Here is a 16,442-nt window from a genome sequence, read left to right on the forward strand (position 1 = left end):
AACAAGATATTTCTATTTTCTTTGCGGATCCAGGCTGTCCCTCTCAACGCGGACTAAATGAACATTCAAACGGTCTCTTACGTAAAGATGGGTTACCTAAACAAATGGACTTCAACGAAGTCGATCAACAATTTATTTCTTCTGTCGCAATCCGAAGGAATAAAATACCTAGAAAATCTTTAAACTATAAGACCCCATTGGAGGTCTTTCTGGAGAATGTATCAGGTTTAAATTATTTCTAGCTTAATTTGACAAACGAAAGAATTAAACTAGAATCAGGAAGGGGGATAAGAATTTGACGCAACAAGAAACAGTGCCTTCATCCGGGTCCGGTAGAAAAAAAGCTGTTGTATTCAGTGGCGGTGGAGCAAGAGGAGCCTTTGAAATCGGTGTGTGGAAAGCTTTGGATGAGTTGCATTATGAACCTGACATTGTTGCAGGCACTTCTGTCGGTGCTTTAAATGGCGCGCTGTACTTGCAAGGTGATTATGACAAGGCCGAACGATTATGGAAACAAATAGAAGCCGGTGATGTGTTAGATTATGAATTTCCTTTAAAGGTAGATAACTTTCGTACGTATCAAAAAACGCTATTCCGCTTCTTGTTCGATGCGCTTAAGAGTAAGGGGATTTCAGCGACGCCGTTGTTTGAGATGATTGATAAGTATGTTAATGACGAAGAGACCATTCGTAACAAAGGGATAGAATTTGGGCTAACCGTGACTGATTATGAAACAGGGGAAGCTGTGCCTTTTTATCTGCAGGATATACCGCCGGGAGAATTGCCGCTTTATTTGATGGCCAGTGCTTCTTTGTATCCCGTGATGGAAAAAACATACATCGGTGACACTCCTTATATCGATGGAGGCTACAAGAACAATCTCCCAATTGATTTGGCGTTGGAGAAACAAGCGGATGAAATCGTCCTCGTCAATATTTTAGAATTTGCGCGAGTGAAGCCGGCCCCGGAACTGAAACATAAAAAAGTCCATGTCATTAAAACGAATTGGGAGTTGGGAGACATCCTCTATTTCCATGAAAAAAGGACGGAAACAAATATTTCTCTAGGTTATTTGGAAACAATGAAAGTTTTTGGCCGCTATGCCGGAAACTGGTACACTATTCATGCACGCAGCTTAAAGAAAGAAGCGCGGATGTTCGATCGTTTCATGAAAGAACTCGTAGAAGGCACCCATTTTCCCGAGTTGTCTCCGTTGTTAACCGACCGAAAACAACAGTTCATCTGGTTAAACGCACTAAGAAGTGCTTGGGGAAAGCGGATTCGAAGTGAAGAACTGTTTTTGGTACTGGCTGAAGTCGTGGGCAAGGTGTTTTGGGTACCGCCTACAGAAGTATACGAAATGGACGGTTTGAAAGAGAAAATCAGACAAAAAGCGGCCTACTTTGAGAAAGAAGACTTTACACAGGCAATGGACCAAATTGTTCCGGAAGATTTTCCAATGTCAGGGACAGAGTGGATGAACCATTACAAAGAGAAAGTCCCTTTTATATCTGACAAGAGAATGGCTGCTCACTTTTCTATTATTTTGGAGGAGGAACCGAGTCGGTGTCTGTCTTTGCCCAATCGAATTCTGATTCAACTACGTCCGCTTCCTTTTTTGTTGAGTTTGTATCTATGGTATTTAAAAATATCAAGCAAAGACTTTCTAAATATGATACACTAAAAAATAAGTGAGATTTAGACTAAACAATTCTTTAACTGTGACAGGAAGGGTAATACGAATGGGTGAACGTGGTTTATTGATTGTTCTATCAGGTCCTTCAGGGGTTGGCAAAGGAACAGTCCGAAAAGCAATTTTTGACAAGTACAAAAACGATTTTGACTATTCTGTTTCGATGACGACTCGTAAAAAGCGAACCGGCGAAAGAGAAGGCGTGGACTACTTTTTCCGAACCAGGGAAGAATTCGAAGCTTTGATTGAAACGGGCGGTTTGCTTGAATACGCAGAGTATGTAGGAAACTACTACGGAACACCGTTGGAATACGTCAATCAAACATTAAATAATGGGAAAGATGTCTTTTTGGAAATTGAAGTCCAAGGAGCATTGAAAGTAAGGAAGAGGATGCCGGAAGGAATCTTCATTTTCTTGGCACCGCCCGATTTGGATGAACTTAAATCCCGTATCATCGGACGAGGCACGGATTCAATGGATGTGATCGAAGAGCGGATGGAAAAAGCAGTGGAAGAACTCAAGTTAATTGAGTATTACGACTATGTTGTTCAAAACGATACAGTAGAAAACGCTGCGCGAAAAATACGGAACATCATTGAAAGCGAGCACTTGAAAGTTTCCCGCAACTTGAATACGTATAAAAAAATAATAAAGGAGCTGGAATAATATGATGTTGTATCCTTCGCAAGACCGTTTGTTGGAGAAAATTGATTCTAAGTATTCTTTAGTGATTTTGGCAAGCAAACGTGCGCATGAATTGCATGACGGAGCTACACCAATGTTGTCTGAGTACAAATCTCATACAAATGTAGGGAGAGCCTTGGAAGAAATCGAATCGGGAGATATCGTAATCGACTCCCAGACCATCATCTAAAAACCGATTAATACAAATTGAATTTAGATAGAAAAGTGTTTCAAAGCATCTCAGCTTGAAACACTTTTTTTCGATATCGGCATTTTGCTCTTTGGTTTAGTTGGGCTATCGTTTAAAATGGAAGAAATGGATAAGAAGAGGTGCGGACACATGCTAGATGGGAAAAAAATTGCTTTATACGTAACAGGAGGCATCGCAGTCTACAAAGCGGCGGACTTGGCACGCTCCTTCATAAAAGAAGGCGCAGAAGTCAAAGTGGCCATGACGAAATCTGCGGCTCAATTTGTCTCTCCTTTGACCTTTCAAATACTTACAAAAAACGCCGTCATGACGAATACGTTCGAAGAAACGGAGCCGGAAGTGGTTAATCATATTCATTTGGCGGACTGGGCGGACGCAGCTGTCATTGCCCCGGCGACTGCCAATACAATTGCGAAACTAGCCAATGGATTGGCAGATAATTTTGTAACATCGGCACTCCTTGCTACGACAGCACCTATTTTTGTCGTCCCGGCGATGAACAAGAACATGTACGAGCATCCGGCGACAACGAATAATCTTGCTCTTCTAAAAGAACGAGGAGCTTACATCATGAACCCTGATACAGGTTTTCTGGCAGAAGGATACGAAGGGAAAGGACGCTTTCCTGAAAAAGAAAGAATCGTTAAAGAATTGACAGGTTGGCTGAAACAGGAGCAAGTTTCAGGACCATTGAGCGGAAAACGTGTCACCGTTACAGCAGGAGGGACGAAAGAACGCATTGACCCTGTCCGGTACATCACCAATGATTCATCCGGAAAGATGGGGTATCGCCTGGCAGAAGCGGCCCGCGACTTAGGGGCAACTGTTCGATTGATCACAGCCAGCAGCCTGCCTGTGCCTAATGGCATGGAGTCGGTGGCTGTGGAGTCGGCGCAGGACATGTATGAAGCTGTCTCAGAAGCGTTTGATTCAACAGATGTGTTGATTATGGCTGCGGCAGTGTCAGATTATACTCCCGCCAAGTCATCCAATCAAAAAATAAAAAAGAATACGGGAAACCTAATTATTGAGATGGCTCAAACAAAAGATATCCTAAAAGAGATGGGACAGCAGAAAACCGACCAGTTTTTGATTGGTTTCGCAGCTGAAACACAAAATATAGAAGAATATGCACAAAGAAAATTAAAAGAAAAAAATGCGGATATGATTGTAGCGAATGATGTCAGTAAAGAAGATGCCGGATTTAACGTGGATACAAATGAAGTGCATCTGTATCGAAAAGAAGGCGAAACAATTTACCTTCCGCTGGCAGACAAAAAAGAAATCGCTGAAAAGATACTACAGTATGCCGTTGAAGACATGAAAAAAGAAGGATGATTGAGTTGGCAAGAATCGCTGAAGTAATTGTGGACATCCCTACGATGCAGACCAATAAACCGTTCGACTATCTTATCCCATCAGAATACGAAGAACAAATTGTTCCAGGGATGAGAGTGGTTGTTCCATTTGGGAATGGGTCTCGCAGCGTCCAAGGTTTCGTGGTGGGACTTGCCTCTTCCACAGAATACGATGGCAGGATGAAAGAAATATTGGAAGTCATGGACTTGGATCCCGTGTTGAACGAAGAACTCATTCAACTGGGAGCCGATATGGCAAAAAAAACATTCAGTTTCCAAATCAGTTGTTACCAAACGATGCTGCCGTCTGTTTTGCGTGCAAAGTATGACAAAGTGATTCGCGTCATCGATGAACTTCCTGGTGACTTGTGGGAGACGTTATTTGCTTCCCGGGATGAAATAACTTGGCAGGAAGCAACTGAACGTGGGATTTTGACCCAATTGATGAAATTAAAACAACAGGAATTGGTGGAAGTCGTTTATTTGGTGAAAGACAAAATAACCGTAAAGACAGAACGTCACCTTAAGCCCTTGCTGTCTTTTGACCAACTGGAAGAAGAAAAGGCGGGGCTGACCAAACGCGCAACCAAGCAGCTGCTTTTGTTGAACGTATTGCAGTCATTAGCCGGAAGACAAGTACCCACCAAAGTCGTACGTGAAGAATATGGAATCAGTACGGCTGTCATTAAAGAAGGCGAAAAAAAAGGGTGGCTGACCCAGTTTGATGTCGAGGTGTACCGAGATCCTTTTGAAAACCACACCTTTGAACAGACACAGGCATTGCAGCTCACACCTTCCCAGGAACACGCGTATCATCAGATCATGGCAGCCGTGGAAGGTGGCACATCGGATGTATTCCTTTTGAAAGGGGTAACCGGAAGCGGTAAGACGGAAGTTTATCTCCAAACCATCGCTGAGGTCTTGAAAAAAGATCAAAGTGCGTTGATGTTGGTACCGGAAATTGCATTGACCCCTCAGATGGTGCAACGCTTCAAAAGTCGATTTGGGGAAGAAGTGGCCGTGTTGCACAGCGGATTGTCCAACGGCGAACGGTATGATGAATGGAGAAAAATAGAAAAGGGAGAAGCGCGTGTCGTTGTCGGCGCTCGTTCTTCTGTCTTTGCGCCTGTCAAAAATCTTGGTCTCATCATCATCGACGAAGAACACGAAACAAGTTATAAGCAGGAAGAAAACCCACGTTATCATGCGCGGAATGTGGCCATATGGCGGGCGGAATACCACCAATGCCCAGTCGTTCTCGGGAGCGCCACACCGTCTCTGGAGTCGCGTGCGCGTGCCACAAAGAACGTGTACCATTTATTGGAATTGAATGAACGGGCCAATAAGCAAGAATTACCGGAAGTCAGCATCGTAAATATGCGTGAAGAAGCCAGTAAAGGAAATCGGAGCACATTTTCGCTGTCTCTTCAAGAAGCCATCCGGGATCGATTGGCCAAACGGGAGCAATCTGTTTTGATGCTGAATCGACGAGGCTATTCCTCATTCGTGATGTGTCGGGATTGCGGTTTTGTGCTGCCGTGTCCGAACTGCGACATTTCTCTGACGCTGCACATGGACACAAAAACGATGAAGTGCCACTACTGTGGACATGAAGAAGGCATTCCATCGCTGTGTCCGCAATGCGGAAGCCGGAGCATCCGGTATTACGGAACGGGTACGCAAAAAGTGGAAGAAGAATTGAAACAATTGATACCTGAAGCGAGAGTTATCCGAATGGACGTGGACACCACCCGTAGAAAAGGCGCCCACGAAAAACTGTTGAATCGCTTCGGAAACAAAGAAGCGGACATTCTATTGGGAACGCAGATGATCGCCAAAGGACTGGATTTTCCGGATGTCACGCTTGTGGGTGTATTGAATGCAGACACCTCTTTGGGACTGCCGGATTTCCGCTCCAGTGAACGGACATTCCAGTTGTTGACGCAGGTCAGTGGAAGAGCGGGGAGAGGCGACAAACCCGGAGAAGTGATTGTTCAAACGTTCAACCCGGAACACTACGCCATCCAGTTGGCGCAGATGCAAGACTACAACACGTTTTATCTGAAAGAGATGTCCCTGCGTCACAAAGGGCAATACCCTCCATACTTTTTCATTATCCGACTCACTGTCAGCCACGAACAAGAGATGGCTGCCGCTAAAAAGATAGGAGAAATTGCCAATTTCTTAAGACCTAGTCTCGGACCGCAGGCAGTTATGCTGGGGCCTACGCCTAAAGCAATTGCCCGCACCCATAACCGCTATCACTATCAAATTTTAATCAAATATAAGCGGGAACCTTACTTGGAAGAAAAACTGCATGAATTGCTGCAAAACAGTCAAAAAGATGTGGCGAAAGGGATGGTAATCGCCATCGATTCGGAACCAACCAGTTTTATCTGAGCCAAAAAAATAACACACAGAAGAGAAAGGACAGGATGTTATATGACAAAAATTGTTTTCATGGGAACACCTCAGTTCTCCGTTCCCATACTGGAAGCTTTAGTGGAAAATGATTTTAATGTAGTGGCGGTGGTCACTCAACCAGATCGACCGGTAGGGAGGAAAAGAGTGTTGACTCCCACTCCAGTGAAGCAAGCGGCAGAGCGGTTGGGGCTTCCTGTGCTGCGACCTGAAAAAATTTCAGGTTCCGAGGAAATGGACACCATTCTGGAAATGAAGCCCGACCTCATTGTCACGGCAGCTTTCGGTCAGTTTCTGCCTACAAAACTGTTGGAGGCCCCTACGCATGGTTCCATCAATGTGCATGCATCTCTGCTTCCGAAGTACCGGGGCGGTGCCCCGATCCACCACGCGCTGATTAATGGCGAAAAGGAAACAGGGGTCACCATCATGTACATGGTGAAAAAAATGGATGCAGGGCCGATCATCTCCCAGCGTGCACTTCCAATTACCACAGAAGATGACACCGGCATCCTCTTTGACAAATTAAGTTTGCTGGGCAGAGACTTGTTGATTGATACATTGCCGGACTTGTTGGCCGGAAAGTTGACCCCAGTCCCGCAAGATGAGGCACAGGCAACGTATTCGCCAAACATCACTCGTGAAGAAGAACAAATCGATTGGAGTCTGTCTGCCCAACAAATTGATTGGAAAGTGCGTGGAATGCGTCCGTTCCCTGGAGCCTACACACTCTTGGATGGCAAACGACTGAAAATTTGGGGTGTGTCGATAGCTTCCCACCAGACAAAAGAAGCACCGGGAACGATCATTGAAAAAACAAAAGAAGAACTTGCGGTTGCTTGCGGCCAAGGAAGCGTTGTGACCATTGACATGCTCCAGCCTTCAGGCAAAGGGAAAATGCCGGTCAGAGACTTCTTAGCTGGTGCAGGCAGCCACTTGAAAGAAGGGCAGAAACTTGGTGAATAAACAATCCATACAAAAGAGCAGTCGATACTTGGCCATGGAGACATTGAATCGAATTGAAAAAAGCGGTTCTTACTCCAACTTGGAAATCGATCAAGTGATCCGCAAAAATCAATTGTCGTCTGAAGAAGCCGGGTTATTGACGGAGTTGGTTTACGGTGTCACGCAACGCCGCCTGACATTGGACTATTATTTGGCGCCTTTCCTTAAAAAATCAAAAAAAGTAGATGCATGGGTGATCCAGTTGTTACGTTTGTCAGTATACCAACTGGTTTATTTGGAGCGTGTTCCCAATCATGCGGTGTTGGATGAAGCGGTTGAAATCGCAAAGAAAAGAGGACACAAAGGAATCGGCAACATGGTGAACGCCGTGCTGCGGAACTTCCTGCGTGAAGAGCTGCGTTCATTTGATAATCTCACAGATCCATCGGAACGGATTTCCATTCAATACAGCCTCCCTCAATGGCTGGTTCAACGCTTTGCTAAAGAAATCGGGATGGAAGAAGCGGAGAAGTTGGCAGCGTCTCTCTTGGAGAAGAACCGATCCAGTGCCCGTGTAAACCAAAACCTCATCTCTGTGGAAGAAGCGTTGGACACGATGAAAGAAGAAGGTTTCAATGTGGAAAAAAGTCAGTTGACTTCTGCAGGGATTGTGGCGAAAAGTGGGCATTTTGCAGGTTCACTCCTTTTCAAACAAGGGAAAATCACCATCCAAGACGAGTCTTCCATGTTGGTGGCACCTGCGTTACGCGTGGAGCCTCATCACCAAGTCTTGGATGCATGTGCCGCTCCAGGAGGAAAAACCACACATATCGCAACTTATTTATCCGTTGAACAGGGCGGGAAAGTAACGGCATTGGATTTGCACCCGCACAAAGTGAAGTTGATTGAAGAAAATGCCAAGCGGCAGCATCTGGGAGAAGTGGTGGATACCTTTGTGATGGACGCGCGCGAGGCGGGGGAACGTTTTGAGGAAGAACAATTCGACCGTATTCTGATTGATGCCCCGTGTTCCGGTTTAGGGTTGATGCGTAGAAAGCCGGATATCAAATACAACAAGCAAGAAACGGATTTTGAGCGTCTGCAGACCATCCAACTTGCGATATTGGAAAGTGTTTCTACCTTATTGAAAAAAGGTGGACTTCTTGTGTACAGTACTTGTACAATAACAAAGGAAGAAAATCATGAAGTTGTTGATCGGTTCCTAAACAAACACCCCGAATACAAAAAAGAAACAGTATTTGTGGAGAAATCAGATTTGGTAGATGCCGAAAGCGGTGATGTGACTATTTATCCGCATCAATACGGAACAGATGGCTTTTACATTTGCTGCTTAAAGAAAACGACCAGTTAAAACAGATTGAAAGTGAATAGGTTCAGGGAAGGTGACACGTTGAATATCGGGATAAAGAGTCATATAGGAAACGTGCGAAAAGCAAACGAGGACTATACTGCTCATTTCTATAATTCTGACCGGCAGCTGTTAGGCATTTTATGTGATGGCATGGGCGGCCACAATGCTGGCGATGTAGCCAGCGAGATGGCTGCTGTACATATGGGTCACGCTTGGGAATCCACCGCATGGATGAGTTTGGATGAAACCAAGCAGTGGGTATATGAAGAAATAAACAAGGAAAACTCACGGATTTACAATAAATCTCTGCAATATAAAGACTTAGAAGGCATGGGGACCACTCTGGTCGCCTCAGCGTTTCTTGAAGGAAGAGCGCTGGTGGCGAATGTTGGAGACAGCCGTGCTTATTTATTGGAGAGTCAAACTTTGAGACAGATCACAGAGGACCATTCTTTCGTCAATGAATTGATGAAAAGAGGGGAAATCACGGAAGAGGAATCTATCAAACACCCAAACCGGAATGTGTTGATGCGTTCGTTGGGTGTAAATGAAACCATTGACGTGGATTTTTTTGATGTGGAATTTGAAAAAGGAGACAGTCTGCTGCTTTGTTCAGACGGCTTATCCAATTCATTGGCCCAGGAAACAATAGAAAACATTCTTTTAGAAGACCTGTCGGCACAAGAAAAAGCAGAAGCGTTGGTAGCGCAAGCGTTGGAACAAGGTGGATATGACAATATCAGTGTACTCTTGGTTGAATCAACAAAGGAAGGAGGAGAGTGACCTATGGAAATCGGTCAACGTATCAATGGCAGATATAGAATTCTTAAACCGGTTGGATCTGGCGGGATGGCAAATGTTTATCTCGCTGAGGATTTGATTCTCGAGCGGCAAGTGGCTGTGAAACTTATGCGGTATGATTTTCGGAATGACGAGAGCAGCATTCGACGGTTTAAGCGTGAGGCACTCGCCTCCACGGAGTTGATTCATCCAAACATTGTCAGCATTTACGATGTCGGGCAAGAAGATGATAACCCGTATATTGTAATGGAATACATCAAAGGAACAGATTTAAAGGAATACATCAGAGAAAACTACCCTATTCCTTATAAAAAAGCACTGGATATTATGGGACAAATTTTGTCTGCTGTGGAGTATGCGCATCAAAACGGTTTAATTCACCGGGATTTGAAACCGCAGAATATATTGATAGACGATGATGATTATGTAAAGATCACCGATTTCGGAATCGCAATAGCTTTGTCACAAAACTCCATCACTCAAACCAATTCATTGTTGGGGTCGGTTCATTACATTTCCCCCGAGCAGGCTCGCGGAGGGATGGCGACCAAGCAGTCGGATGTTTATTCTTTGGGCATTTTATTGTTTGAATTGTTGACCGGAAATGTTCCGTTTGACGGAGAATCAGCGGTATCCATCGTATTGAAGCATTTCCAAGAACCAATCCCTTCCATTCGGGAAAGTGATCCACATATTCCCCAGGCGTTGGAAAACGTGGTATTGAAAGCTACGGCCAAAGAAAAAGAACAACGGTATCAAACCGTACAGGAGATGGCTGACGATCTGGAAACGTCTCTGTCTCCGGAGAGAGCGGATGAACCCAAGTTTATTCCAGTCAATACCAGCATGGAAGAAACAAAGCAGTTTCAACCGATTTCTGTTGATGGTGACACGGCAAGCGGGAAAACGGCGGAAACAACGGTGATTGCACCTGTTCCTGACGCCGATAAAGTCCAAACTCAACCCGAAGAAAACAAGAAAAAGAAACGAAAAAAATGGCTGATTCCCGTTTTGCTGTTGTTGGCGACATTCGCGGCATTCTTGGTATTCCTTTTATCTGGAACAGACGATGTGCAAGTGCCCGATGTTTCAGGTATGACAGAAGCAGAGGCTGTGCAAGCGTTGATGCAGGCCAACTTGGTCCTCGGCGAAACCATCCTGGAGTCCAGTGAAGAAGTGGAAGAGGGCCGGGTGACCAGAACTTCTCCAGCAGGCGATTCCACGGTTAAAGAGGATGCAGCAGTCGATTTGTTTATCAGTACCGGGAAAGAAACTGTAGAGTTTCAAGATTATACCGGTGAACCTTTTGAGGAAGCCCGTGCCCGATTGACTGAACTTGGATTCATCGTAGAACAAGAAAATGAGAGCAGCGATACCGTGGAGGCCGGATATATTATTTCACAGGATATAGAAGCCGGAGATGAAGTGGTTCCGGAAGAAACTACGGTCACGCTCACGGTAAGTGAAGGAAGAGCCGGATTTGAACTGCGGGATTTGGCCAATTATTCTCTGCGCGGAGTACAAGATTATGTACGGGATCATGATTTGAATGTAACTGTGGAAGAGGCCCATTCCGACAGTGTTCCGGAAGGTCAGGTCATCTCTCAAAAACCTGAGGCTGGAACGCTTGTGTACGCCGATTCGCACATTTCAGTCGTCATGTCACTTGGGCCGGAAGAGATTCAGTATGAAACGATCGATGTCACCGTGCCTATTCCGTATAAAGCTCCGGAAGAAACAGAACAAGATAGTTCGGAAGAGCAGCCTGCGGAGGGAGAAAATGGCGAGAAAGAAAATTCCGGAGAGCCGCAAGAGACCCGCACACCGAATACCATTCAAATATTCATCGAAGATACAGAAAACAACTTAGATTCTCCGTATAGAGAATTGGAAATAACCGAAGACACAGAAGTGACGCTGAATTTAACGCTTGAAGAAGGAACCAAAGGGCGTTACCGTATTGTACGGGACGGCGAAACAATCATTGAAGAAGAAGTAGAAGCGTAAAAATGAAAAGAGAAGAGGGGAGAACATGGCGGAAGGACAAATCAGAAAAGCGCTCAGCGGGTTTTACTATGTATATGCCGATGGGAAAGTGTACCAAACCAGAGGACGTGGAGTGTTCAGAAAACAAAACCTTACCCCGTTAGTCGGGGATTACGTTGTTTTCGAAAGTGGAAATCAGGATGAAGGAGTCATCAAAGAGTTGCTGCCGAGAAAAAATGAATTAAAGCGGCCGCCGGTAGCAAACGTGGATGTGGGAATCGTCGTCATGTCTGCGGTAGAACCTGATTTTTCCACACAATTACTGGATCGTTTTTTGGTGACGCTTGAGAGCAACCATATGGAAGCTTTGATTTACGTCTCTAAAATGGATTTGGTTGACGAAAAAGAATCTATCCTGAGTGCTGTTTCGTATTATGAAGGTCTGGGGTATCCCTGCCTTCTCTCCTCATCGTCCGACTCCGTAACACAGCAAGAACGAGAAGCTTTCGCTGAAAAAGTGGAAGGAAAACTCGTGGTATTGATCGGGCAGTCCGGTGCAGGAAAATCAACATTGTTGAACAAGCTCTCACCAGAGCTTTCACTGGAAACCGGAGAAGTCTCTACGTCATTGGGGCGGGGGAAACACACGACCCGTCACGTAGAGTTGTTGCCTTTGTATGGAGGCCTTTTGGCTGACACCCCGGGATTCAGTTCCTTGAATTTTGATGACATTGAAGCAGAAGAACTGCCGTTTTTATACCCCGATTTCAGAGAGGTTGCTCCGGAATGCCGCTTTAACGGCTGCCTGCATCAAAATGAACCGGGTTGCAAAGTAAAACAGCTGGTGGTGGATGGAACCTTTCCAGAAGAACGCTACAAAAACTATCTGCTATTTTTAGAGGAAATTCAAAACCGAAAGCCTGACTATTCAAAAAAGAAATAACAAAGAATAGAAGAATCTCGTTTTTCTATAAGAAAGGGAGAGATGTAAATGATTATTGCTCCATCTATTTTAAGTGCTGATTTGTATGATCTGAAAACCGATTTGGAAAAAGTGGATGAAGCTGAATGGATTCATATCGATAGTATGGACGGCCAGTTCGTTCCGAACATTACGTTTGGTGCAAACATTGTTTCCGCCATTCGTCCGCGCACCACTAAAACTTTGGATTGTCATTTGATGATTGCAGAACCAGAGAGGTACGTCCGTGACTTTTGTGAAGCAGGTGCGGATGTTGTCACCATTCAAGCGGAAAGCACGCCGCATGTTCACCGTGTATTGCAAATGATTAAAGATGCCGGTGCAAAAGCAGGAATTGCCATCAATCCAGGCACACCTGTGGAGCGCATTCAACCGGTATTGGCAATGGTCGATTTGGTGCTGGTGATGACCGTCAACCCGGGATTCGGCGGTCAGGACTTCTTGCCGGAAACAGTCTCTAAAATCACTACATTGGCCCAATTGAGAGAAGTGAATGAGTACTCCTACCTCATTGAGGTTGACGGAGGAATCACCCATGAAACGGCACCACTCTGTAAAGAAGCTGGCGCAGATGTTTTGGTGGCGGGATCCTATATCTTCGGAGCGGAAGAACCAAACGGACGCATCGACCAATTGAAGCAGGCAGTGAAATAACATGACTGTCGTATCCATTATGCTAGGAGGCCCGTCGGAACATCTGCCTAAATACTTGGCGTCCGAACAACATAGAAGTTTGTGGATAGGCGTGGACCGCGGGGCGCTTCGACTCTTAGAGAATGGCATTGTTCCAACTATGGCGTTAGGCGATTTCGATTCAGTTTCTTATGAAGAATTTCAAAAGATAGAAGAGGCAGTTCCAACGATAATCAAGGTAAAGGCTGAAAAAGATGATACCGATACGGAGTTGGCTATTCAAGAAGCGTTTGATACGCTGAAAGCCGAAAAAGTTGTGTTGTATGGCGGAACCGGCGGAAGAATCGACCACCTTTTCAGCGTGTTGTTGCTTCCTGCGCAGACGCGTTTTTCAGCGTATGTAGAAAAAATCGCTATCAAAGATAAACAAAACACCGTTACGTATTATTTGCCTGGGGAGTATGAAATGATAAAAGAAGACGACAAAACATATGTGTCGTTTGTCGCGTTGACTCCGGTACGTTCGCTGACGTTAAGAGGGTTGAAGTACCCGTTGACAGATCATGACGTACCTCATCCCATGGCATATGTGAGCAATGAATTCCAAGAAAAAGTGGCACAGGCCTCCTTCAAAGAAGGCTTGCTTGCGGTTATCCAATCAAAAGATTAGTATTCTTTGTAATCAAAAAGACGCTGCCTTAAAGAAAGGCGGCGTCTTTTTTTCAATTACTATGTAATGATGCAAAAAAACTGTCTGCTCACTGGAACAGACAGTTACGGAATTAAACGCGTTCTACTTTTCCGGATTTCAAAGCACGAGCAGAAACCCAAACTTTTTTAGGTTTTCCGTCGACCAAGATGCGAACTTTTTGCAAGTTTGCTCCGAAAGTACGTTTAGAATGGTTGTTTGCGTGAGAACGGTTATTGCCGCTGCGAGCTTTACGGCCTGTAATGTAGCACTCCTTAGCCATTAGTATACCTCCTTTGGTGCTTCTGTTGCATACGAAGCGTTAATTCATACTTTAGTAATTTATCACAATTATGGAAGGTTTGCAACAACTTTTATTCAAGGAAAAATACTTGACACACTTTCGAAAAAAGCTGTTTCATTGTCTGAAAATCGGTGTTGAACGGGATTCTTCTTTCATTATGAAAGCTGCTATGCTAAAATGATAAGGAGATTTTTGGTACATAAGGCAGGAGGAGGAAACAATACATGGCAATTAATATCCAAACTGAATATGGAACAGTTGAAATCACAAATGAAGTCATCGCTACTGTTGTGGGCGGTGCAGCAACTGAAATATTTGGGATTGTCGGCATGGCAAGTAAAAGCCAAGTCCGGGACAATTTAAACGAAATCTTAAAAAAAGAAAATTACTCTCGCGGTGTAGTGGTCCGTCAAGAAGACAACGGCATTGCAGTGGATGTATACATCATTGTCAGCTACGGCACAAAAATCAGCGAAGTCAGCCGAAATGTGCAAGAACGGGTTGGATACCAGCTCGAAGCGACATTAGGCATCCAAGCGAATTCCATTAATGTATATGTGCAAGGCGTGCGCGTTTTGCAGAATAGCTGATCTCGGTAAGGTCTGCAAACGTGACGAAGGAGGAAATGAAAAAAGTGGTAGTCTCAAAAATTGAAGCCAAAGACCTGCGAGCGATGATCAATACAGGTCAAAAAAGATTAGAAAGCAAAACAGAATACGTCAACTCATTGAACGTATTTCCAGTTCCTGACGGTGATACAGGGACAAATATGAACTTGACTTTTACCAGTGGAAAACAAGCAGTGAAAGAAAACACTTCTGAACACGCAGGAGAACTTGGAGCTGCTTTGGCAAAAGGATTGCTGATGGGCGCCCGCGGGAACTCTGGAGTTATTTTGTCTCAGTTGTTCCGTGGATTCAGTCAAGCTATCAAAGAAAAAGAAACAATCAATGCGAACGATTTGGCAGCTGCATTTCGTGCGGGTGTAGAAACAGCTTATAAAGCGGTCATGAAGCCGGTAGAAGGAACTATTTTGACAGTGGCAAGAGAATCCGCAAAAGCTGGCGTACGTAAAGCCGGGGAAACAGATGACGTAATCGAAGTCATGACTGCGGTATTGAACATGGCTGAAAAAGCATTGGAAAAAACTCCAGACTTACTTCCAGTATTAAAAGAAGTAGGTGTGGTGGACAGTGGCGGACAAGGTCTTGTATATGTTTACGAAGGCTTTTTAAGTGCGCTGAAAGGCGAAGCGATTGAAGAGTTGGACACAGAAGAAGCAGATTTGTCTGAATTGGTCCGTGCCGAGCACCACAGAAACGCCCATGAACATATCCACACAGAAGACATCACATACGGCTACTGCACGGAAATCATGGTCCGTTTGGGCGAAGGGGAAACCGTGGACAGCGCCTTTGATTATGACGAATTCCGTAATCATTTAAATGAAATGGGTGATTCGCTGCTTGTTGTGGCGGACGAAGAAGTCGTGAAAGTCCACGTCCATACCGAAAAACCAGGCGAAGTCATGAACTACGGACAAAAATTTGGTTCTTTGATCAAGATTAAAGTGGACAACATGAGAGAACAACATTCTTCCCTTGTTGATGCAGACTCTCAACCTGTTTCTGCTCCAGTTCAAACACCAACTAAAATGAAAGATTTTGGCGTGATTGCTGTAGCTGCAGGAAAAGGGTTGGCAAAATTATTTGAAAGCATGGGTGTGGATTATGTCATTCAAGGCGGACAAACCATGAACCCAAGTACGGAAGATATCTTAAAAGCGATTGAAGAAGTACATGCAAAAAATATTTTGATTCTTCCAAACAACAAAAATATTTTTATGGCTGCAGAACAAGCTGCTTCCGTAGCAGAAGTTCCAGCTGAAGTGATCCCTTCACGCAATATTTCTCAAGGGTTGACAGCTATGCTGGGATTCAATCCATTGAACGATCTTTCAACCAACAAAGAAGATATGATCGAAGAACTGGATCACGTCATCAGCGGACAAATAACGTATGCGATCCGTGATACGGAAATAGAAGGATTGGCCATCAAAAAAGGCGATTACATGGGATTGATCGACGGCAGCATTAAAGTTGCGGAACAGGACCGCCAAGTGGCTGCAGTAGAGACTGTTCGCCAAATGCTTGTGGAAGACAGCGAAATTCTAACCATTATCTATGGAGAAGACGGAACCTTAGAGGAAGCGGAAGCCATTGCGGAAGCAGCTCAAGAGATGAATGAGGATCTGGAAGTTGAAATCCATGTAGGCGACCAACCGGTATATCCATACATTTTTTCAGTAGAATAAACAATTGATGGGAGGAACTAGACAGAATGACAGGCATACTGGCATTTTG

The 16,442-nt window shown here is 44.6% G+C and carries 15 protein-coding genes and 1 pseudogene; 15 read left to right on the forward strand and 1 reads right to left on the reverse strand.

Going from position 1 to position 16,442, the window contains the following annotated elements; all coding sequences use genetic code 11:
- From G470_RS12185 to G470_RS0100065, 13 genes and pseudogenes are all read left to right on the forward strand, one after another.
- Positions 1 to 242 (forward strand): annotated as a pseudogene (locus G470_RS12185) (IS30 family transposase); the annotation flags it as partial.
- 53 nt (positions 243 to 295) lie between these two features.
- Positions 296 to 1,684, forward strand: a complete 1,389-nt coding sequence (locus G470_RS0100010) for a patatin-like phospholipase family protein (RefSeq protein ID WP_028273025.1) — start codon at positions 296 to 298, stop codon at positions 1,682 to 1,684.
- 58 nt (positions 1,685 to 1,742) lie between these two features.
- Positions 1,743 to 2,360, forward strand: a complete 618-nt coding sequence (gene gmk / locus G470_RS0100015) for a guanylate kinase (protein WP_028273026.1) — start codon at positions 1,743 to 1,745, stop codon at positions 2,358 to 2,360.
- A gap of 1 nt (position 2,361) precedes the next feature.
- Positions 2,362 to 2,568, forward strand: a complete 207-nt coding sequence (rpoZ, locus tag G470_RS0100020) for a DNA-directed RNA polymerase subunit omega (RefSeq protein ID WP_028273027.1) — start codon at positions 2,362 to 2,364, stop codon at positions 2,566 to 2,568.
- Positions 2,569 to 2,718: 150 nt separating this feature from the next.
- Positions 2,719 to 3,927, forward strand: coding sequence for a bifunctional phosphopantothenoylcysteine decarboxylase/phosphopantothenate--cysteine ligase CoaBC (coaBC, locus tag G470_RS0100025; RefSeq protein WP_028273028.1), 1,209 nt, complete (start codon positions 2,719 to 2,721; stop codon positions 3,925 to 3,927).
- Positions 3,928 to 3,932: 5 nt separating this feature from the next.
- Positions 3,933 to 6,347, forward strand: a complete 2,415-nt coding sequence (priA, locus tag G470_RS0100030) for a primosomal protein N' (RefSeq protein ID WP_028273029.1) — start codon at positions 3,933 to 3,935, stop codon at positions 6,345 to 6,347.
- A 42-nt stretch (positions 6,348 to 6,389) separates the two neighbouring features.
- Positions 6,390 to 7,334, forward strand: coding sequence for a methionyl-tRNA formyltransferase (gene fmt, locus G470_RS0100035; protein ID WP_028273030.1), 945 nt, complete (start codon positions 6,390 to 6,392; stop codon positions 7,332 to 7,334).
- On the forward strand, positions 7,324 to 8,685 hold the full coding sequence (rsmB, locus tag G470_RS0100040; RefSeq protein ID WP_028273031.1) for a 16S rRNA (cytosine(967)-C(5))-methyltransferase RsmB: 1,362 nt from the start codon (positions 7,324 to 7,326) through the stop codon (positions 8,683 to 8,685). The genes fmt and rsmB overlap by 11 nt, the downstream gene beginning before the upstream one ends.
- A gap of 39 nt (positions 8,686 to 8,724) precedes the next feature.
- On the forward strand, positions 8,725 to 9,468 hold the full coding sequence (locus G470_RS0100045) for a Stp1/IreP family PP2C-type Ser/Thr phosphatase (protein WP_028273032.1): 744 nt from the start codon (positions 8,725 to 8,727) through the stop codon (positions 9,466 to 9,468).
- Between the two features lie 3 nt (positions 9,469 to 9,471).
- Positions 9,472 to 11,493, forward strand: coding sequence for a Stk1 family PASTA domain-containing Ser/Thr kinase (gene pknB, locus G470_RS0100050; RefSeq protein WP_028273033.1), 2,022 nt, complete (start codon positions 9,472 to 9,474; stop codon positions 11,491 to 11,493).
- A gap of 25 nt (positions 11,494 to 11,518) precedes the next feature.
- Positions 11,519 to 12,415 carry a ribosome small subunit-dependent GTPase A gene (rsgA, locus tag G470_RS0100055; RefSeq protein ID WP_028273034.1) on the forward strand — a complete coding sequence of 299 codons (897 nt, stop codon included), beginning with the start codon at positions 11,519 to 11,521 and terminating at the stop codon, positions 12,413 to 12,415.
- Positions 12,416 to 12,463: 48 nt separating this feature from the next.
- A complete protein-coding gene (gene rpe, locus G470_RS0100060; protein ID WP_028273035.1) occupies positions 12,464 to 13,108 on the forward strand; it encodes a ribulose-phosphate 3-epimerase in 645 nt (214 codons plus the stop codon).
- Position 13,109: 1 nt separating this feature from the next.
- On the forward strand, positions 13,110 to 13,757 hold the full coding sequence (locus G470_RS0100065; protein ID WP_028273036.1) for a thiamine diphosphokinase: 648 nt from the start codon (positions 13,110 to 13,112) through the stop codon (positions 13,755 to 13,757).
- A gap of 112 nt (positions 13,758 to 13,869) precedes the next feature.
- Here the strand turns inward: G470_RS0100065 and rpmB are convergent, their stop codons facing one another.
- A complete protein-coding gene (rpmB, locus tag G470_RS0100070; RefSeq protein WP_028273037.1) occupies positions 13,870 to 14,058 on the reverse strand; it encodes a 50S ribosomal protein L28 in 189 nt (62 codons plus the stop codon).
- A gap of 245 nt (positions 14,059 to 14,303) precedes the next feature.
- Here rpmB and G470_RS0100075 point away from each other — a divergent pair, with 245 nt between their 5' ends.
- Together G470_RS0100075 and G470_RS0100080 are read left to right on the forward strand one after the other, a co-directional pair.
- On the forward strand, positions 14,304 to 14,669 hold the full coding sequence (locus tag G470_RS0100075; protein WP_028273038.1) for an Asp23/Gls24 family envelope stress response protein: 366 nt from the start codon (positions 14,304 to 14,306) through the stop codon (positions 14,667 to 14,669).
- Positions 14,670 to 14,713: 44 nt separating this feature from the next.
- Positions 14,714 to 16,393 (forward strand): DAK2 domain-containing protein, encoded by a 1,680-nt coding sequence (locus tag G470_RS0100080; protein WP_028273039.1) that lies wholly within the window; start codon positions 14,714 to 14,716, stop codon positions 16,391 to 16,393.
- The last annotated feature ends 49 nt before the right edge of the window (positions 16,394 to 16,442 follow it).

Origin of the sequence: Atopococcus tabaci DSM 17538 (genome assembly GCF_000429585.1) — a bacterium.
GTDB lineage: Bacteria > Bacillota > Bacilli > Lactobacillales > Carnobacteriaceae_A > Atopococcus > Atopococcus tabaci.

Excerpts from the sequence above, each read along its gene's own strand:
- gmk (WP_028273026.1), top strand. The coding sequence starts at position 1,743 with ATGGGTGAACGTGGTTTATTGATTGTTCTATCAGGTCCTTCAGGGGTT.
- rpoZ (WP_028273027.1), top strand. The coding sequence starts at position 2,362 with ATGATGTTGTATCCTTCGCAAGACCGTTTGTTGGAGAAAATTGATTCT.
- coaBC (WP_028273028.1), top strand. The coding sequence starts at position 2,719 with ATGCTAGATGGGAAAAAAATTGCTTTATACGTAACAGGAGGCATCGCA.
- fmt (WP_028273030.1), top strand. The coding sequence starts at position 6,390 with ATGACAAAAATTGTTTTCATGGGAACACCTCAGTTCTCCGTTCCCATA.
- pknB (WP_028273033.1), top strand. The coding sequence starts at position 9,472 with ATGGAAATCGGTCAACGTATCAATGGCAGATATAGAATTCTTAAACCG.
- rsgA (WP_028273034.1), top strand. The coding sequence starts at position 11,519 with ATGGCGGAAGGACAAATCAGAAAAGCGCTCAGCGGGTTTTACTATGTA.
- rpe (WP_028273035.1), top strand. The coding sequence starts at position 12,464 with ATGATTATTGCTCCATCTATTTTAAGTGCTGATTTGTATGATCTGAAA.
- G470_RS0100065 (WP_028273036.1), top strand. The coding sequence starts at position 13,110 with ATGACTGTCGTATCCATTATGCTAGGAGGCCCGTCGGAACATCTGCCT.
- rpmB (WP_028273037.1), bottom strand. The coding sequence starts at position 14,058 with ATGGCTAAGGAGTGCTACATTACAGGCCGTAAAGCTCGCAGCGGCAAT.
- G470_RS0100075 (WP_028273038.1), top strand. The coding sequence starts at position 14,304 with ATGGCAATTAATATCCAAACTGAATATGGAACAGTTGAAATCACAAAT.